12 protein-coding genes are annotated in these 18,243 nt (G+C 36.8%); 1 reads left to right on the forward strand and 11 read right to left on the reverse strand.

From position 1 onward, the window contains the following. Positions 1-64: 64 nt before the first annotated feature. The 10 genes from AC4BBR_RS08100 to cysK all read right to left on the reverse strand — a co-directional run bounded on the left by AC4BBR_RS08100 (position 65) and on the right by cysK (position 16,111). Positions 65-1,408: an FAD-dependent oxidoreductase gene (locus tag AC4BBR_RS08100; RefSeq protein ID WP_490462026.1), complete on the reverse strand. Its 1,344-nt coding sequence runs from the start codon at positions 1,406-1,408 to the stop codon at positions 65-67. Positions 1,409-1,641: 233 nt separating this feature from the next. Further along, complete coding sequence (locus tag AC4BBR_RS08105; protein ID WP_490462027.1) at positions 1,642-2,865, reverse strand: amidohydrolase family protein; 1,224 nt, start codon at positions 2,863-2,865, stop codon at positions 1,642-1,644. A 24-nt stretch (positions 2,866-2,889) separates the two neighbouring features. Continuing rightward, entirely contained in the window at positions 2,890-4,245 is a 1,356-nt protein-coding gene (locus AC4BBR_RS08110; protein ID WP_490462028.1) for a citrate transporter, read from the reverse strand. 258 nt (positions 4,246-4,503) lie between these two features. After that, entirely contained in the window at positions 4,504-5,436 is a 933-nt protein-coding gene (gene metA, locus AC4BBR_RS08115) for a homoserine O-acetyltransferase MetA (RefSeq protein WP_490462029.1), read from the reverse strand. A gap of 196 nt (positions 5,437-5,632) precedes the next feature. Further along, positions 5,633-11,227, reverse strand: a complete 5,595-nt coding sequence (locus AC4BBR_RS08120; RefSeq protein ID WP_490462030.1) for an Ig-like domain-containing protein — start codon at positions 11,225-11,227, stop codon at positions 5,633-5,635. A gap of 472 nt (positions 11,228-11,699) precedes the next feature. After that, entirely contained in the window at positions 11,700-12,350 is a 651-nt protein-coding gene (locus AC4BBR_RS08125; protein ID WP_490462031.1) for a YczE/YyaS/YitT family protein, read from the reverse strand. 209 nt (positions 12,351-12,559) lie between these two features. After that, positions 12,560-13,909 carry an NADH oxidase gene (locus tag AC4BBR_RS08130; protein ID WP_490462032.1) on the reverse strand — a complete coding sequence of 450 codons (1,350 nt, stop codon included), beginning with the start codon at positions 13,907-13,909 and terminating at the stop codon, positions 12,560-12,562. 254 nt (positions 13,910-14,163) lie between these two features. Continuing rightward, a complete protein-coding gene (locus tag AC4BBR_RS08135; RefSeq protein ID WP_490462033.1) occupies positions 14,164-14,544 on the reverse strand; it encodes a RidA family protein in 381 nt (126 codons plus the stop codon). A 13-nt stretch (positions 14,545-14,557) separates the two neighbouring features. After that, complete coding sequence (perR, locus tag AC4BBR_RS08140) at positions 14,558-14,995, reverse strand: peroxide-responsive transcriptional repressor PerR (RefSeq protein WP_490462034.1); 438 nt, start codon at positions 14,993-14,995, stop codon at positions 14,558-14,560. A 186-nt stretch (positions 14,996-15,181) separates the two neighbouring features. Then, entirely contained in the window at positions 15,182-16,111 is a 930-nt protein-coding gene (gene cysK / locus AC4BBR_RS08145; protein ID WP_490462035.1) for a cysteine synthase A, read from the reverse strand. Between the two features lie 191 nt (positions 16,112-16,302). Between cysK and AC4BBR_RS08150 the strand changes: the two genes are divergently transcribed. Continuing rightward, positions 16,303-17,298, forward strand: a complete 996-nt coding sequence (locus AC4BBR_RS08150; RefSeq protein WP_490462036.1) for a 4-hydroxy-3-methylbut-2-enyl diphosphate reductase — start codon at positions 16,303-16,305, stop codon at positions 17,296-17,298. Positions 17,299-17,347: 49 nt separating this feature from the next. Here the strand turns inward: AC4BBR_RS08150 and AC4BBR_RS08155 are convergent, their stop codons facing one another. Continuing rightward, positions 17,348-18,202: a glucosaminidase domain-containing protein gene (locus AC4BBR_RS08155; protein WP_490462037.1), complete on the reverse strand. Its 855-nt coding sequence runs from the start codon at positions 18,200-18,202 to the stop codon at positions 17,348-17,350. Positions 18,203-18,243: the final 41 nt, after the last annotated feature.

Genomic DNA, 18,243 nt, shown 5'->3' on the forward strand with positions numbered 1-18,243 from the left:
ATTTTTCCCCTATTAAAAAAAGACTACAGAAAATTTCTTCTCTGTAGTCTTTTTAACTTAAAGATTATTGTTCATTTTTCATTGCGGCTAATGCAGCTGTATTAATAATATTCCAAGGTTTATCAAACGATGGTTGGAAGAAGAAGTCTGCATAAGCTAAGTCTTCAATCGTCATTTTCGCTTTGATTGCTAATGAAATAGCATTGATGTTTGCTGTTAAATCAGCTTTTGACATCAATTGTGCACCTAAAACTTGAGTTGTTTCAGGATCATACACAAGTTTAAACCAAGCTTTTTGTTTATCAGGATTAAAGTCCATTAAATCATCTTCAACAACTAATGCAGATTTAGTTTTCTTATTTAATTTTTTAGCCATTTCTTCATTGATTCCTGTAGAAGCAAATTTGTAGTCAAAAACAGCTAAACCAGAGGAACCTTGAATACCTGGGAAAGGTTTTATTGGACCAGTTAAATTTTTAACAGCAAAGCGGCCTTGTTTTCTAGCATTTGTTGCCAATGCAATATTAACATCAGTTTCACCCGGATTGTATCTGATCATCGTTGCATCTCCTACCGCAAAAACATCTGGTGCGCTTGTTTGCATGAATTCATCGGTTTTTATCAAACCATTAGGATGTAACTCTAATGTACCTTTTAACCAATCAGTATTTGGACGAACCCCCACTGCTACAACCACAAGGTCAGCATCATATTCTGCTTTATCTGTGATAACTTTTGAAACTTTCCCTTCTCCTTTGTAGCTTTGAACTGTTTCATTTGTTACTACGTTGATATTGTTCGCTTCCATTTCTTCTGTCAAAACATCAGTGAATTCTTTATCTAAATAAACACCTAAAGGTCGATCTAAAATATCGATAACTGTTACTTTTTTACCGGCCTTAGCAAATGATTCTGCTGCTTCTATACCAATATATCCGCTACCAATTACGACAACATTATTCACTTGCGGATCAACTGTTTTTGCTTTTAATTTAATCGCCCAGTTTCTACCACGCATCAAATAAATATTTTCTAGATCTTTACCAGGTACATTTAGCTCAAATGGAACGGCTCCTGGGCTGATGATAAGTTTGTCGTACAGTTCGACTCTCTCTTCTCCGTATAATAGATCTTTAACAATAACTTGGTGATCTTCAGGTCTAATTGCAGTGATTTCAGTATTAGAGAAGACATTGACTCCACGGCTTTCCATTTTTTCGCCGGTCATATATCGAACTGAATTAACATCTTTTACTTTTCCTTCCAAATAAAGTTGCATACCGCAGGATAAAAAAGAAATAAAATCACCTTTTTCATACCATTGAATTTCTGCCTCTGGATGTAAATGTAATAATTCCTCCACTGCTTCGTAGCCTCCATGTGATGAACCTAAAACAATAACTTTCATTATAGATACCTCCAATATTATTTATTATATAATAAAGAGTATCATATAAATATATGTATTAACAAGTATTTAAGCTTTTTATTCTCAATTAAATATTTCAATTGAGAATAAAAAGCTTAAATACTTCTGTTTTAGTTTACATAACATTATTATGAGTAACACGTAAGATCTTCACTTATCAAAAAGCGTTCTTTAAACAAAAAAATTGTCCATAGAACGCTTTTTTAACTGGCTTATTTAAAAATTGAGACTTCTTTTTTTACTTCGACAGTAATTCTTCCATTCTTAATAACATAATTTCTCTCAGGTATATCAATGATTGCATCTGCTTTTACTTTCGTATCCAGCAAGATTAAATCAGCTTTATTTCCAATCTGAATACCATGATGTTGTATGCCTAATGCTTTTGCTGGATTTTCTGTGATCATCGGCAAAACAGTTGGCAAATCATCTGCTCCACCTAAATGGCCAACAGGGATTGCTAGCATTGCAATTTGTATTAAATCACCATTCCCATAAGGAGTAAATGCATTACGAATATTATTGGTCGCTAGGCAAACATTAATCCCAGCATCACGAAGTTTTCTGATTGGCGTTACTGCTCGTCTAACATTGTATATATCATTTCTAGCACCTAAATGTAAATCTGTCGCTGGTAAAGCCATGACGCTGATTTGTGCTTCAGACATCAACGTTAGGATTTTGTTTAATCGCTCAGGTTTCAATGCGTGAAGTGCAGTTAAATGTCCAACTGAAACTCTACCGTGATAATTTTCTGCAATTGTCTTTTTACATAAATATTCGATTGAAATATCTGTTGCTTCATCACTGAAATCTTGATGAAGATCAATATCTTTGTCATATTTTTTAGCAATTTCAAAAACTAAATCAATATGTTTATCTGCCGGTGCATCATTATAAGGGATGCCTCCAACAACATCTGCACCCATCTCCATTGCATCATACATCATTCTTTCTGTACCAGGTGCTTTAAAAATTCCTTCTTGCGGAAATGCAACGATCTGCATGTCGATAAGATCACGATATTCCTCTTTTAATTTCATGATTGTTTTAAACCCGGAAAAGCCTTGTGCTGGATCAAATTCTGCATGGGTTCTGACCGCGGTTACACCATGAGAAATAATCATTTCCAAAGCTCTTTTGGCTCTTTGATAAATATCCTCTTCCGTGAATGTTGGTTTTAACTCGGCTGTAACACTAATTGCTTCTTGTAATGTCCCAGATTTATTTGGTTTTCTGTCAGCTATCAACGCTTTATCCAAATGAATATGACTTTCTACTAGACCTGGAATCAGCACACGACCTTGCGCTTCAATTACATTTACCGCGGTATCAGTTAAAACCTCCGAAATGGCAACGATTTTACCATCTTTTATCCCTATGTCCTGTAACGCTTCTCCATCACTTAATCTTGCTTGTTTAATTATAATATCCATTTGTTAACACCCTCTCAAATTAATCTATATAAAGAATCCAAGACCGATCAATAAAACAGAAGCAATACTGATCCATTTGACGTTTCCTTTTACAACTTCTAAAATTGGAATTTGGAAGCCAGAAGATAAAGCTTGCATCGTAATATTAACAAAACTCATTTGGCTGCCTAAGCCTACCCCGACTGCAACTAAACCAAGTTCAATCGAAGAAAAGCCTAACGACACAGCTACAGGCAGGACGAGTGTTAAAACGGAACCTACATATGCACCTGCAGGTACGCCGATCAAGATTCCCGTTAAAATCGCAACAGGAACCATAATCAAGGTTGGCGCAGAACTAGCAACCCCTGCAATAACAGCGAATGTTCCAGTTTGAGCAATGATATTAATAAACGCTAGAAAAATTCCTACTTGGAACAAACGAGTTAAAATGTATGTCGAACCGTCTACCATCGCTTCTACTGACTGATTCAATGTAAAATCAGAACAAATAAAAATCAATGCCAACGTTAAAACCATGTATACTAAAGGTGTCAATAATGGGAAGCCGACGAGATCGTTCACTACAGGACCAAATATTACAGCAAACAGTAAAAAAATCGCAGGTAATGTTAATTTAAATAATGCCTTGTTGCTCATTGATGCGTATCCATCATCGCTATTTTCTTTAAAACCAATATTCCGACGTTTAGTTCCCCAAAAAGCCAAAACAATCGCTAAAGTACAAAAAACTAGCCAAATCGGACGCATATCTGAAACATATTCAGCAACACTGAAGTCTCCTAGTTTAGAAACAATACTAGATTCTAATGAAGCAGGTGATGTCGTGAACGAAACGGCTGCTGCAAGAGACATTGCTGCAATCAACTCGGGCACTGCTCCAACTGCTACAAATGCCAATGGTGCAATGACCATTGCACTACCGCCACCAATACCTGACATATAAGTTGCAGCCGCCAGTAAAATAACGATAAATGCTGAAACATATTCTACTTTGCCTTTAGTTCCCCGTTTTGCAAGAGTCAATGCTGCAGAGTACCCGCCTGATTTAAATACAGCCATCGCAATAGCCGAATTAATGATCGGTACAGTGATACCAAGCATCGTGGGAATCGTTTCTAATAGCTGTTTGTTCGCTTGTCCTAACCCAATACCGCCAATAATCATCGCTAAAACACCGCCGACAAATCCTGCGATAATCATATCCACTTTCATAAATAATAAAACTAACACTAAAATCAATGGAATGATCACAATCACGGCTTTTATCCCCGTAGGCGCAATAATTGCATCAATCTCTTGTGCAAAAGCAGGCACAAATGAAAAAAGAAACAGCATTGAAAGTAGCAACCCGCTCAAAAACTTTTTAGGTATTTTCATAATTAGTCCTCCAACTCTAGCTAATTAAAGTATTTTCATTTTTTGATAAGCAATAATTACTTTTATATTCGTACGTAATATCGAATTGCTAAACAACCTCCTTGTTTTCATAATACGTTTGATTTAAAAAAAATGAAACAAGAATGCTTCAATAATTTATAAGGACAAGCCTAAAAAATAACGTTCGTATTTTTTTGAATATATATATAGCTAAAACAAAATGAAATTTACGTTTATTTTGTTTTAGCTATACTCTTATTAAAATTTTCCTTCATCAAGTAATTCAGATAAATCGTACGGTGTATTTTGATAAACTGCATAGTTTAACCAATTAGAAAATAGCAACGAGGCGGCCATATGCCAACGTAATTTTGGGACTTCATGACTATTATCATTTGGATAATAGTTTGTAGGGAGTTTCGGAGAAATTCCTTTTAGTTGATCGCGTTCAAATTCTTGTTGTAAGGTGTCACGATCATATTCTAAATGGCCCATTACATAAAACGCTCGATTATTTGTATTACCAACTAAAAAAACCCCAGCTTCTTTTGATTCGACTAAGACCTCTAACTTGTCCGTCTCATCTATATCACGTCTGTTGACTCCTGTATAGCGAGAATGAGGAGCGAAAAAAACATCATCAAACCCTTTTAAAATAGTCCAAGTCGGTGCTAATACATCATGAGCATAAATACCTGTTACCTTTTGATCTAAGAGATGCTTATCGATTTTATGATGGTAATAAAGCCCTGCTTGTGCACCCCAGCAAATATGAAATGAAGAAAATACATGTGACTTACCCCATTTAAAAATTTCTTGTAGCTCCTCCCAGTAATCAACCTCTTCAAAAGGAATCTGCTCAATTGGTGCTCCAGTGATAATTAGACCATCATAGAACTTTTCTTTAACTTCGTTAAATTGATGATAAAAACGTTTTAAATGATCGCTAGATGTATTTTTTGCTTCATGGCTACTCATATGCAAGAATTCCACATTTATTTGTAAAGGGGTATTACTTAGAAGCCTCAAAAGTTGAACTTCCGTTTCATCTTTTTTTGGCATTAGATTTAAGATTAAAATTTCCAAAGGGCGAATATCTTGTTGCATGGCACGATCTTCGTCCATTACAAATATTTTTTCTTTTTCTAGCACTTTAATAGCTGGTAGTTCTTTTGGAACACGAATCGGCATGCGTATATCCTCCATTTCTTTTTGTTTAATTTTATTTTACGACAAAAAGATAGAGAAAGAAAGATTCTTTCTAACGAAAATATTAGATTTTTCTAAAAATTGATTGGTTAAAGAATAAATTCAAAAAACCATGAGGCAGGGCATTTCCCCACCTCATGGTTTTCCTTCTGAAAAGTGATCTTGTTAATTCAATCCTTTATTCATCTTCTTTTTTAGTTTTACGTTTGAAATTGAAGAAAGCAAAAGCTCCTAGTAGAATAGCTCCTAGTACTCCCCAGTTACTACCAATTTCACCATTGTTAGGAAGATCTTTTTGGGAACTGCTTAAGTTTTTCAAGCTAGAGCTTCCATTATTACTTGCGTTACTACCATTACCAGATCCATTATTTCCATTGTCATCACCTGGATCTGCTGGAAGTTTGAAATTAGCTGGCTCGCTTTGGTTACCATCGCTATCTTTTGCAATTGCTGAAACTAGTTCTTTTGGTTCGGCAAAACCTATCGGGATTTCGATAGTAAATCCACCATTTTCTCCTGTAGTAGCAGCGCCTAAAACTTCACCTGCTGCATTATGAAGCTCTACATTATTTCCTGGTGTTGCAATTCCTTTCACCGTATAACCTGTCATTGAATTTCCAAGCACACTGTTAATTATTGGTGTTGCAACAAATACTGTTGGATCGGCTGGCGTTACGAACGTAGTTTCAGCGCTAACATCTCCAACGTTGTTTTCAACAATTGCTGTCAATGTTTCATTTTCAGTTGCTGAACCTACTGGTAAAGCAATCGCAAATTCACCATCTAATACGCGTAACGCTCTAAATAGAAAATCTCCATTTAAATCAGCTACCCCTGAACCAATAACTCTACCTGAAACGTTACGAATGTTAACTTTGTTACCCGCTTCCGCTTTACCAGTTACAATATAGCCAGTTTTGGATGTTCCAGTTACATTCTCAATGACTGGTGCTTCAATATTTGAAGATGGATCGGCTGGAATTGTAAAGAGTGTTGGTAAACTTGAGTTAAGCTCATTATCAATTGCTATCGCATGTAACTGTTGTAATTGATTTACCTCTTCAGAATCTAATTTAATTGAGAATGTGCCATTTTCAGTTACTTCACCGTCACCTAAATCAGCTCCGTCAAGTGTTTTAAGTGATACTGAATCACCCGCAGTTGCTGTACCTTCAACTGTGTATCCTGTTTGAGAATCACCTACTACACTTGTTATGATTGGTGCTGCTACAAATACTGGATCAGCTGGCGTCATAAACGATGTTGCAGGACTTTGATTTCCATCGCCATCGGAATCAATCGCTCTCAACTGTTCAATTGGTGTAGCGACTCCAACTGGTAGAACAACCGTGTAATTGCTGTTTCCGTTCACTTGAGCTGACCCAATTTCAGTTCCATTTAATTTTTTTATTGAAACTGTATCACCAGCTACTGCTGTACCTGTGATTATATATCCTGTAGCAGAGGTTCCAGTTACATTTGTAACAACTGGTGCTGGGATTACCACTGGATCAGCCGGTGTCATAAATGGTGTTGCAGGACTTTGATTTCCAGCCTCGTCTGAAGCGATTGCTTTTAGTTGCTCACTTGGTATTGCAGAACCCTGAGCAATAATCACATTGAATTCACCATTTGAGCTAACTGTCGCTGTACCAATAGACATACCACCAGTATTTTTAATTGTGACAGTATCACCAGCTGTTGCTGTACCTGTGACTGTATAACCTGTAGCAGAGGTTCCAGTTACATTTGTAACGATTGGCGCTGTCACCTCAATTGGATTAGCTGGTGTTATAAAGGGTGTTGCACTACTTTGATGCCCTGCTCCATCATCAGCCACCGCTGATAATTGTTCAAGAGGTGTTGCAGCCCCAATTGGAATCGTTATAGTAAAGCCACCACTCGCATTAGCAGTTGCTGTACCAATCACTGTGCCACCCGTATTTTTAATTAGTACAGTATTTCCAGCAGTTGCCGTCCCCATCACTGTATAACCTGTTGTAGAAGTTCCTGTTACAGTTGTTACATTTGGTGCAGGTACAACAACTGGATCTGCTGGTGTCATAAAGTTTGTACCTGGGCTTGTATTGCCGGCCGGATCTTGTGCTGCAGCAGTTAATTGTTGATTTGGTGTTGCTGCTCCGCTTGAAATGATCACAGTAAAGTTACCACTTGGATCGACAACAGCTGTACCTATTACTGTTCCCCCCGTATTTTTAACGGTGATAGTATCACCAGCTGTTGCTGTACCAGTTACTGTGTATCCAGTATTTGAAGATCCTGTAACACCAGTTACTACTGGTGAAGTAACCACTATTGGGTCCGCTGGTGTTGTAAATGATGTAGCCGTACTTTGATGTCCGTCACCATCATCTGCTATTGCAAATAATTGTTCCAATGGTGTTGCTAAACCAGTTGGAATTGTAACTGTAAAGATCCCACCTGAATTAGCTGTGCCTGTACCAATTACTGTACCACCAGTATTTTTAATTGAAACTATATCCCCAGCAGTTGCAGTACCTGTAACCGTATAACCTGTTGCAGATGTTCCAGTTACATTTTCTATGATTGGTGAGGGTACAACGACTGGATCTGCTGGTGTTGTGAAACTTGTCCCTGGACTTGTATTACCATCAGGATCCTGTGCTGTTGCAGTCAATTGTTGTCCTGGTGCTACTGAACCAACAGGAATGATTACATTAAAGTCCCCATTTAAATCCGCTGCATCTGTTCCAATTACTGTACCACCTGTATTTCTAATTGTTACTGTATCTCCAGGACTTGCCGTCCCAGTTACTGTGTAGCCAGTACTAGAAGATCCTGTCACGTTAGTCACAACAGGTGCAGTAACTACTACTGGATCTGCTGGTGTTGTGAATGATGTTGCAAGACTTTGATGTCCATTACCATCGTCTGCTACCGCAGATAGTTGTTGACTTGGCACTGCTGAACCTACTGGAAGTGTCACTGTAAAGTTTCCACTAACGTCAGCAAGACCAATTCCAATGACTGTACCGCCTGTATTTTTAACAAGTACAGAATCACCAGGAGTTGCCAACCCGGTTACTGTATAACCTGTTGAAGAAGTTCCTGTTACAGCCGTAACCACTGGTGAAGCCACCAATACCTGATCGGTAGGAGTATTAAAGTTTGTTGCTGTGCTTTGATTCCCTAACAAATCAGAAGCTACAGCTTTAAGTTGTTCATTTGGTGTTGCTTGACCAACCGGAATTACCGCAGTGTAATTTCCTGAAATATCTGTTGGAGTTACTGCAATTACTGTACCACCCGTATTTTTGATGGATACAAAATTACCAGGTGTCGCAGTACCTGTAACAGTATAACCGCTACTTGAATTTCCAGTTATGTTTGTTACAGTGGGTGGTGCTACTAAGATTAAGTCTGGTGGTGTTAGGAATGATGTTGCTGTACTTTGATTACCAAGACCATCTGACGCAACTGCATTCAATAATTCAACTGGTGTAGCTGATCCTATTGGCAAGATAATTGAGAATTGACCAAGTGGGTTAGCTACGCCAGCAGCAATTACTGTACCACCAGAATTTTTGATTGAAACTGTATTTCCGGGAGTTGTTGTTCCGGTTACTGTATAACCTGCAGATGAATTTCCAGTTACTCCTGTTATGATCGGAGCTGGAATAATTACTGCATCCGCTGGTGTTGTAAATGATGTAGCTGAACTTTGATTGAGTCCATTTACCGCAACTGCTGTCAAATCTTCACTTGGCGTTGCTAAGCCAAGTGGAATAATCGCAGTAAAGTTGCCCTGAGAGTTAGTTAAACCAGAGCTAATTATTGTGCCACTTGCATTTTTTATGACTACATTATCACCAGGTGTTGCTGTTCCGTTCACTGTATAACCTGTAAGTGAATTTCCAGTTACGTTTGTTACGGTCGGAGCTGGTACAACCACTGAATCAGCTGGCGTTGTAAATGCTGTTGGCTCACTCTGATTACCGCTATTATCTGAAGCAGTTGCTGTTAAAGGTTCATTGGGAGTTGCTACTCCTGGAAGAAGAATTACGGTAAAATCGCCATCTCCATTTGCTACTCCTGTCCCAATTACGGTTCCGCCAGAATTTTTGACTGAAACAATATCACCAGGGCTCGCAATACCCGTTACCATATAACCCGTTGCAGAGTCACCAGTTACACTGGTCACGACTGGTGATGGGATAATTACTGCATCCGCTGGTGTTGTAAATGCTGTTGGTGTACTGTCATTACTTCCATCAGAGGCAGTTGCTGTTAAAGGTTCATTTTCAGTTGCTTCGCCTTGCGGAATATTGATAGAAAAGTTCCCACCTGTCGCTGGTCCTGAAGCGATTGTTGTACCACCTGCATTTTTAATAGTAACTGTATTCCCTGCTGTTGCAGTACCCGTTACCGTATAACCCGCTGCAGAGTCACCAGTTACACTGGTCACGACTGGTGATGGGATAATTACTGCATCCGCTGGTGTTGTAAATGCTGTTGGTGTACTGTCATTACTTCCATCAGAGGCAGTTGCTGTTAAAGGTTCATTTTCAGTTGCTTCGCCTTGCGGAATATTGATAGAAAAGTTCCCACCTGTCGCTGGTCCTGAAGCGATTGTTGTACCGCCTGCATTTTTAATAGTAACTGTATTCCCTGCTGTTGCAGTACCCGTTACCGTATAACCTGTTGCGGAAGTCCCAGTTGTATTAGTTACTATTGGTGGTGCTACTACTGCTACATTTCCAGCATAATAGATATCAGAAACTCCATTAGCGGTATTGATCAAACTAACATCGATAACATCCGATTTTACGACAGTACCGACAAATCTAGCATCTAGATTTTGTGTTAAACTAGTTGGACTAACAACAGTAGTTGGGATATTGATTGTTGTAGCCCCTAATACTGAAGCATCAGCTAATTGATTAACACCAGCACCCCCAAGTTCTACGAAAGGTAAGGCCAAATCAATTGCAGTGTTTACAGTTCCTTTGACTGGAAGTAACGTGGCATTAATAGCTGCTGCAACTATATCACTGGCAACGCCACTTCCAGTTGCGTTTAAAGCATTGACGGCTTCTTTTAAATCTTCTAAAAGAGAGGATACATTCTGTGCTAAAACTAAACCTAATCCATCATCAATATTGGCATGAATATATTTTCCATCTGAAGAAAGGACAGCAGTAGAATTAAATTCTGCGCTGCCAAAATTTTCAAGATTATTTAAAGCATCTATTTTTTGATTAACTGTTGTTAAATCCAAGGTAACACCAATTAAACTTCCTAAAGCACCATCAACAATATTTGTTAATAAATTAGATAGTTGATTAACCGCATCTAATGTACCCGTCAAAAACGTTAAATCATCAACAGTTAAAGTAATATTTGTATCAATTTCTGCCACTCCGTTTGTAGAAACGCGTCCATTTAGTTCGTTCGGAATAGTTAAAACTGCTTGTTTTGTTCCACTTGTGATAACAGAACCACCAACTAACTCACTTCCAGAAATTGAAAAATTGACATTTTTTGTAGCTCCATCTGCAGAAAAACGATTTGCTGTAGTTGTTCCGCTGTCATTTGAACTGCTTATATTAGATAATATTTCTGCATCTAATACAGCAGCAGAAGCAGTAATTCCTCCTGATAAATAAAATGTCAAAGGAACAGTCAATGGCGCAATAACTAAACTACTTGTCAACACTAATGATAACGCACGATATTTACTCTGCTTTTTTGACTTATTAGTACTTTTCTTTTTTTGCTTATCATTTTTCATGATTATCCTCCTCTTTCAACTGAACTGATACCACCTAACGAACAACTTAGAAGCTTTGCCGAACTAAATAAACACTCTCCTTTCTTAAAACGTGAGTAATATTAAAAAAATTAAGCTTCTGTCTACAAATTTTATAACTTTTATAATATTTTTGGAAATAAAACGAATCGAAACTACTTATCTTTTTTTATGAGGCAACAAAAAAATAATTCAAAAAAATGGTAAAAAACACGGAAAACCTATTTTTAAAGGCATTAATTGATCTTGTATATACTAATTTATTTTTAATTATATTTATAATGATAAAAATAAATATATTATTTATTTAATAGGTATATTCCAAATGTTTTTTTCGTAAACGCTAATAATTTTTATCATAAAAAAGCAAATAGAGGGTCATACAAAACTAAAAAAATAGTTTTGTATGACCCTCTTCAATCGAATAAACGATTCAAAAATTACTCTTCGTTTTCTAGCTATTCACTTTTTCTTTTATACTTTTTTCGATTATGGGCTCGCTGACTTTTTTATTCCAGAAATCAATTAAGGGCCCTGTGAAAAATGCATTGATTACTGTTCCAATACCAACGGGGCCTCCAAAAACGAATGCTAAGATAACAAAAAAGATATCTTGTATAACTCTCACAACTCGATACTGAGATTTAGTACGATCAACAATGATTGGAGCAATTGCATCATATGGAGCATTTCCCAATTTTGCCGACATATAAAATGACGCACCAAAAGTAAAAATTACTACGCCCAAAACGAGAAAAAGACCTTGAGAAAGTAAATTTATTTCGATCGAAAAAAATGTTGTATAGATCCACGTATAAAAATCAATAAAGAATCCAGTAAGAACCATATTTATCACAGTTCCAATGCCAATATATTTTCTTCCAAAAATAAAAACCAATCCTAGAATAATAATATTGACAATCAGTTGATAAACACCTAACGAAAGTCTTAGAGAACCACCTATACCGATATTCGCGGCAGTATATGGATCTAGTCCTACTTGACCAATACGTAAAGTTGCCGCACCAAAAGCTAAAATTGCAACTCCGATTAAAGCATACAAAGAACGAATCACTGTTTCTTTTATATTCTTATTATCTTCCATTATCTAACCCCTCAATTCTATTTACCATTCAAGTATCTCAAAAAAGTGATGAAAAGAGCAAGTAGTAAGCTTTGTTTAGAATAAAAGAGGCCGAGACAAAAGCGTTTAGCTCCGAGAAATAAGAGGGAGCTGCTTTTTCTCGCCATTTATTCGTATTTAGAGCGCGAAACAAAACTGATCTTTAGTTTTGTTTCGCGCTCTTCTATTTATTAATTTTTAGCGATATTTTTTAATGCTGCTTGCGCTAATAAGTTTAAGTAGTTCCAAGGACGATCAAAATGCGGTTGGAAAAAGAAATCTGATAAAGCAAGATCCTCAACAGTCATTTCGTTTTGAACAGCTAATGATAGCGTATTAGCTGATTGAGTAATATCATACTTAGACATTAACTGTCCACCTACGATGCGATTTGTTCCTTTTTCGTAAACAAGTTCCATCATGACATTTTCAGTTGTCGGCATAAATTCCGGGCGGTAGTTATCTTCAAACAGTGTTGCTTCTACATCTAAGTTGTTCATTTTTGCACTTTCTAAGGTAACGCCTGTTGAACCAATTTTCCAACCAAATAAATATAAGCCAGAAGTTCCTTGCGTTCCACGATAAGCCAGTTTTTCTTCTGTTAAATTGTAACCTACCAACATGCCTTGACGAACAGCATTGGTAGCTAATGGAATATAATTAGTCGTATTACTTGGATTATAGTGTACAATTGCACTATCACCTGCAGCGAAAATATCAGGATTGCTTGATCTCATAAACTTATCGACGACAATAGCGCCATTAGGTAACATATCTACCTTATCTTTAAGCAAAATTGTATTCGGACTGAAACCTACGCACATAATTACCATATCTGCTTCAAATTCCTGGCTAGGTGTAATTACTTTATTCACATGTCCACTTGTATCGGCTTTAAACTCTTGAACATTTTCACCTAATGCTAACGTTACTCCGCGATCAACTAGCTCTTTTTCTAAAACGTCTGTGAATGGCTTATCTAAATATTTATTTAAAATGCGATCTAAACCATCGATCAATGTAACTTCTTTACCTGACTCAACAAAAGCTTCAACTAATTCGATGCCTATATATCCGCCGCCTACAACAACAACTTTTTTAGCATTCTTTGCACGTTCAATAATTACATTTGCTTGATTAAAGTTTTTACATAATAAAATATTTTCAGCTTCAATTCCTTTAATTGGCGGAATAATCGGCCAAGAACCTGTTGTCATCACCAATTTATCATATGAAACGGATTCTTCTACACCTGTGTGCAAGTTTTTCGCAGTAACTGTTTTATGATTAACATCGATTGTTTCGACTTCATGTTCCATTTTAACTGTAGCGCCTAGAGATGCTAATTCTTCAGGACTTGAATAAAATAAACTGCCAGCCTCCTTTACCACTCCTCCAACATACAAAGCAATACCGCAAGATAGAAACGATACATTATCATTTCGTTCATAAACGGTTACCTCCGCGTTTGGGTGATTTGTTAAAATACTTTTGACTGCAGCTGTTCCTGCATGCGTACATCCTACGACTACGACTTTCATTTTGTAAATCCCTTCTTTCAAGTTAAATTTTTCACCAATAAATTCCTTATGAATCTATTGGTATACTAAAAATATAACAAAGCCAAAAGTCATATTCGAGTTCTTTGCTTGTGAATCACAAACTTATATTTTCACAAACTTTTCCTTTTTTAACCTTTTTTTCATCTTGATAATCTACAGAACAATATAAAATACTGATTTTATAATAAAAAAAGCCAGGAAATGTTAATTTCTCGGCTTGTGAAAATAAATTGCTATTCATTTACTTTAGCAATTATTTCTATTTCAATAAGAACATCTTTAGGCAAACGAGCTACTTCTATAGCTGAACGAGCAGGTAATTGATTCGTAAATGCTTTCGCATAAACATCATTAAAAGTTACAAAATCATCCATATTCTTTAAAAAACATGTCGTTTTAACAACGTTGTCAAAATTACTTCCTACTTCTTCTAAAATTGCTGCAATGTTTTTAAGAACTTGTTCTGCCTGTTCTTCAATTGAGTTACCAACGACTTCCCCTGTTTCAGGACTTAAAGGAACTTGGCCAGAAGCAAACAATAAGCCGTTCACAATATTCCCTTGTACATAAGGACCAATCGCTTTTGGAGCTTTATCAGTTTGGATTGATTTCATTTTATCCCTCATTTCATTCTTTTTTAATTTTTTGACAGTCTGGACATAGACCATATAGTTCTAATCTATGTTCATTGATTTCAAAACCAGTCAATTTACTTGCAGCCATCTCAACATCTTCTAAATCAGGATAATGGAAATCGACGATTTTACCACAATTCTGACAGATTGCATGATAATGCTTTTTAGAACTGAAATCAAAACGACTAGATGCGTCGCCGTAATTCATCTCTTGAACAAAACCAATATCTGTAAACAAACGTAAATTATTATAAACAGTCGCAACACTCATATTGGGAAAACGATTTTCTAATGAACGATAAATTTCATCGGCAGTTGGATGGTTATGATTCTCAATTAGATATTCTAAAATTGCATATCTTTGAGGAGTAATACGAATATTGGCTTCTTTCAATTCTTCAAGTGCTTTCTTTACCAATACGTTATCCATTTAGTTCCCCTCCTACTCTTCTTTCTTAAATAATACTATTTCTAATCTATCTTGACAAGAATAATCGCACAAATAATATGTTTGCGATCATTTTTGTTGAATGAAAAAAATATTTTATGCCATTTAGTTAGTTAAATATGGTAAAAAAAGAAGCCGCTAAACAAACGCCTTCTTTTTAGTGATAAGTTATTCAGAAAAACTATACAGTGTTGTTGAAAGGTATCGTTCGCCGTTATCAGGAATAACAGTCAATACTTTCTTTCCAGCACCCAATTCCTTTGCCAAGTGAATAGCAGCATTTACTGCAGCGCCAGCAGATATTCCAACCAATAATCCCTCTTTAAAAGCCAATTGTCGAGCTGTTTCCATTGCATCCTCACTAGAAATTGCAATGATTTCCCCATAGATCTTCGTATCTAAAACTTTAGGAATGAATCCAGCACCGATTCCTTGGATTTTATGAGGTCCAGGAGCGCCACCTTCTAAAACAGGTGATTCTATTGGTTCCACTGCAACAATTGAAATTTTTGGATAAACTCGTTTTAATTCTTTACCAACACCAGTTATAGTTCCACCAGTGCCAATGCCTGCAATAAAAGCATCCAAACCCGCAGGTCCAAAAGCATCTTGGATTTCTTTTCCAGTTGTTTTTTCATGAGCTTCAGGATTAGCTGGATTATCAAATTGCATCGGCATAAAATAGCCTTCTTTTTCTGACAGTTCAGTGGCTTTAGCGATTGCCCCTTTCATTCCATCGACACCTGGAGTAAGTACTAACTCAGCACCGTAAGCTTGCATTAGTTTTCTACGCTCAACACTCATTGTATCAGGCATAATAATAATAACCTTGTATCCTTTTGCAGCGCCAACCATTGCTAAACCGATCCCAGTGTTTCCACTAGTTGGCTCTACAATTGTATCTCCAGCTTTAAGTTGACCACTCTTTTCAGCGTTTTCGATCATATGTAATGCGATTCGATCTTTGACGCTTCCGCCTGGATTAAAGAATTCAAGTTTCACAAAAATATCAGCAGCTCCATCTGGGACTATATGTCCTAATTTTACAATCGGCGTCTTACCTATTAATTCGGTAACTGAATTAAAAATTTGAGTCATGAGTCATTCCTCCATTAGTATATTCATATAAGCGAAAACTTTCTTTTGTTCATAATAGCTTATATCGAACCATCTGGCTATCATTTTGCTATTGTTAAACAATTGATAGATAGTTTTTAAACAAATTTAACAAAAGTGTTGTATAGTAAAGAAGAGTTTAAAAATTAGTAAAAATAGGAGCTACTTTATTTATGAAAATTAAAAATATTAGTCCACGTGGCTATTGTTATGGTGTTGTTGATGCAATGGTCATTGCTAGGAATGCTTCTCTTGATGAAAATTTACCACGTCCAATCTATATCTTAGGAATGATCGTTCATAATAAACATATAACAGATGCTTTTGAAAGTATTGGTATACATACACTGGACGGGGATAATCGTGAAGACATTCTATCCCAAGTCAATCAAGGAACTGTGATTTTAACTGCGCACGGAACTTCACCAAAAGTAAAGGCATTAGCGATTGAAAAAGGATTGACAGTTATTGATGCTACCTGCCCTGATGTCATGATTACACATGAATTAATTTCAGAAAAAGTTGCTGAAGGTTACGAAATCATTTATATAGGTAAAAAAAATCATCCTGAACCCGAAGGAGCACTTGGAGTTTCTCCAACACATGTTCATTTAGTGGCAAACCGAACAGACATCAACTCTTTAGAACTCAAAGCTGACAAAATTTTCGTGACGAATCAAACAACAATGAGTCAATGGGATGTTAGCGATTTGATGGATTCAATTCAGCAGAAATATCCTCATGTGCATATTCACAAAGATATTTGCAAAGCGACTCAAGTTCGTCAAGAGGCTGTTGTTGCTCAAGCACAAGGATGTGATTTGACGATCGTTGTTGGTGATCCAAAAAGTAATAACAGTAATCGATTAGCGCAAGTTTCCATTGAACAAGCTGGAGTTCCAGCGTATCGGATTTCTGATGTTTCGCAAATCAATATTAAATGGTTGCTTGATGTCGAACAAGTAGCTGTAACTGCTGGCGCATCTACTCCAACTCGGATTGTCAGAGAAGTGATTGAATATTTAAAACAGTTTGATATAAACGATCCTACAACACATACAAAGAACTCCACCACAACTTCAGAAGATATTCTACCTAGACCAAGGATTAAAGATTTGAGTAAAAACCGTAAGCGACGTTTAGAAGAATTACGATCAGGCAAACGATAAAAAAACTACCAACGAACCGTCATTCAGATGACAAGTTGTTGGTAGTTTTTTATGCAATTTGTAATACCTGACCTACAGTAATCAATTCTGCCGTGATACCGTTTGAAGCCATAAGTTGATCCACAGAAACGCCAAATTTTTCGGCAATTCCCCAAAGAGTATCACCAGAGGATACGGTATACGATTGTGAAGCAACTGTACTACTTTGTCCAATCGTTGATTGATCTGAAGATGGGCTTTCGTATGTTACAGGCGTTACAGTATTCCCGCTATCGTAAGCAGTTAAACCATAGGTGGAAATTAGCCAATTCAATTTGCTTGCATAATTAGGATCGGTAGCATACCGACCAGCTAAAGCTGCCGTAGCATCCATATAACTAGTTGTATTGCTTTTCCAGACTCCTGAATAATGATAATTACCACTAGAAGCTAAAGTTGTTTTAAGAACGTTAGCATGATCTTGAAAAGAGTCGGTGTATGAAGGATAACTCCTAAAAGGTTCAGTAAGTGTTACCCATTCACCATTCAGGTATTCTGAAGTTGGCATGTAAACAGTTTGTCCACCGTAACTTCCCTTGACACCGAATAAATTATAATTTGGTGCAGCAGCTAAACCAGAGGTGCCATAGCTACTTTCTAATAATGCTTGAGCGATCATGACAGATGCATATAAGTCATTCGCATCAGCCACTGAAGCAGCTGAATATCCAATAGAATCAATAAATGCTTGCTGAGAAATTTCCCCTTGCGCTTCAACTTCTGTTGCTTGAGCTCCCACTGGCAATAGATTTCCTGCGATTGGAAGAAATACTAATGAAGTTCCCATAACAGACGCAACACGTTTGCGATTGATTTTATATTTTTTTTGCTGGTGCCTACCACTTCTTGTTCTGATCTCATCCATCCATTTGTTCCTCCTCAATAGAACATCATATCGTTAGTTTA

Source organism: Enterococcus sp. AMC1251, assembly GCF_058216535.1.

Excerpts from the sequence above, each read along its gene's own strand:
- AC4BBR_RS08100 (WP_490462026.1), bottom strand. The coding sequence starts at position 1,408 with ATGAAAGTTATTGTTTTAGGTTCATCACATGGAGGCTACGAAGCAGTG.
- AC4BBR_RS08105 (WP_490462027.1), bottom strand. The coding sequence starts at position 2,865 with ATGGATATTATAATTAAACAAGCAAGATTAAGTGATGGAGAAGCGTTA.
- AC4BBR_RS08110 (WP_490462028.1), bottom strand. The coding sequence starts at position 4,245 with ATGAAAATACCTAAAAAGTTTTTGAGCGGGTTGCTACTTTCAATGCTG.
- metA (WP_490462029.1), bottom strand. The coding sequence starts at position 5,436 with ATGCCGATTCGTGTTCCAAAAGAACTACCAGCTATTAAAGTGCTAGAA.
- AC4BBR_RS08120 (WP_490462030.1), bottom strand. The coding sequence starts at position 11,227 with ATGAAAAATGATAAGCAAAAAAAGAAAAGTACTAATAAGTCAAAAAAG.
- AC4BBR_RS08125 (WP_490462031.1), bottom strand. The coding sequence starts at position 12,350 with ATGGAAGATAATAAGAATATAAAAGAAACAGTGATTCGTTCTTTGTAT.
- AC4BBR_RS08130 (WP_490462032.1), bottom strand. The coding sequence starts at position 13,909 with ATGAAAGTCGTAGTCGTAGGATGTACGCATGCAGGAACAGCTGCAGTC.
- AC4BBR_RS08135 (WP_490462033.1), bottom strand. The coding sequence starts at position 14,544 with ATGAAATCAATCCAAACTGATAAAGCTCCAAAAGCGATTGGTCCTTAT.
- perR (WP_490462034.1), bottom strand. The coding sequence starts at position 14,995 with ATGGATAACGTATTGGTAAAGAAAGCACTTGAAGAATTGAAAGAAGCC.
- cysK (WP_490462035.1), bottom strand. The coding sequence starts at position 16,111 with ATGACTCAAATTTTTAATTCAGTTACCGAATTAATAGGTAAGACGCCG.
- AC4BBR_RS08150 (WP_490462036.1), top strand. The coding sequence starts at position 16,303 with ATGAAAATTAAAAATATTAGTCCACGTGGCTATTGTTATGGTGTTGTT.
- AC4BBR_RS08155 (WP_490462037.1), bottom strand. The coding sequence starts at position 18,202 with ATGGATGAGATCAGAACAAGAAGTGGTAGGCACCAGCAAAAAAAATAT.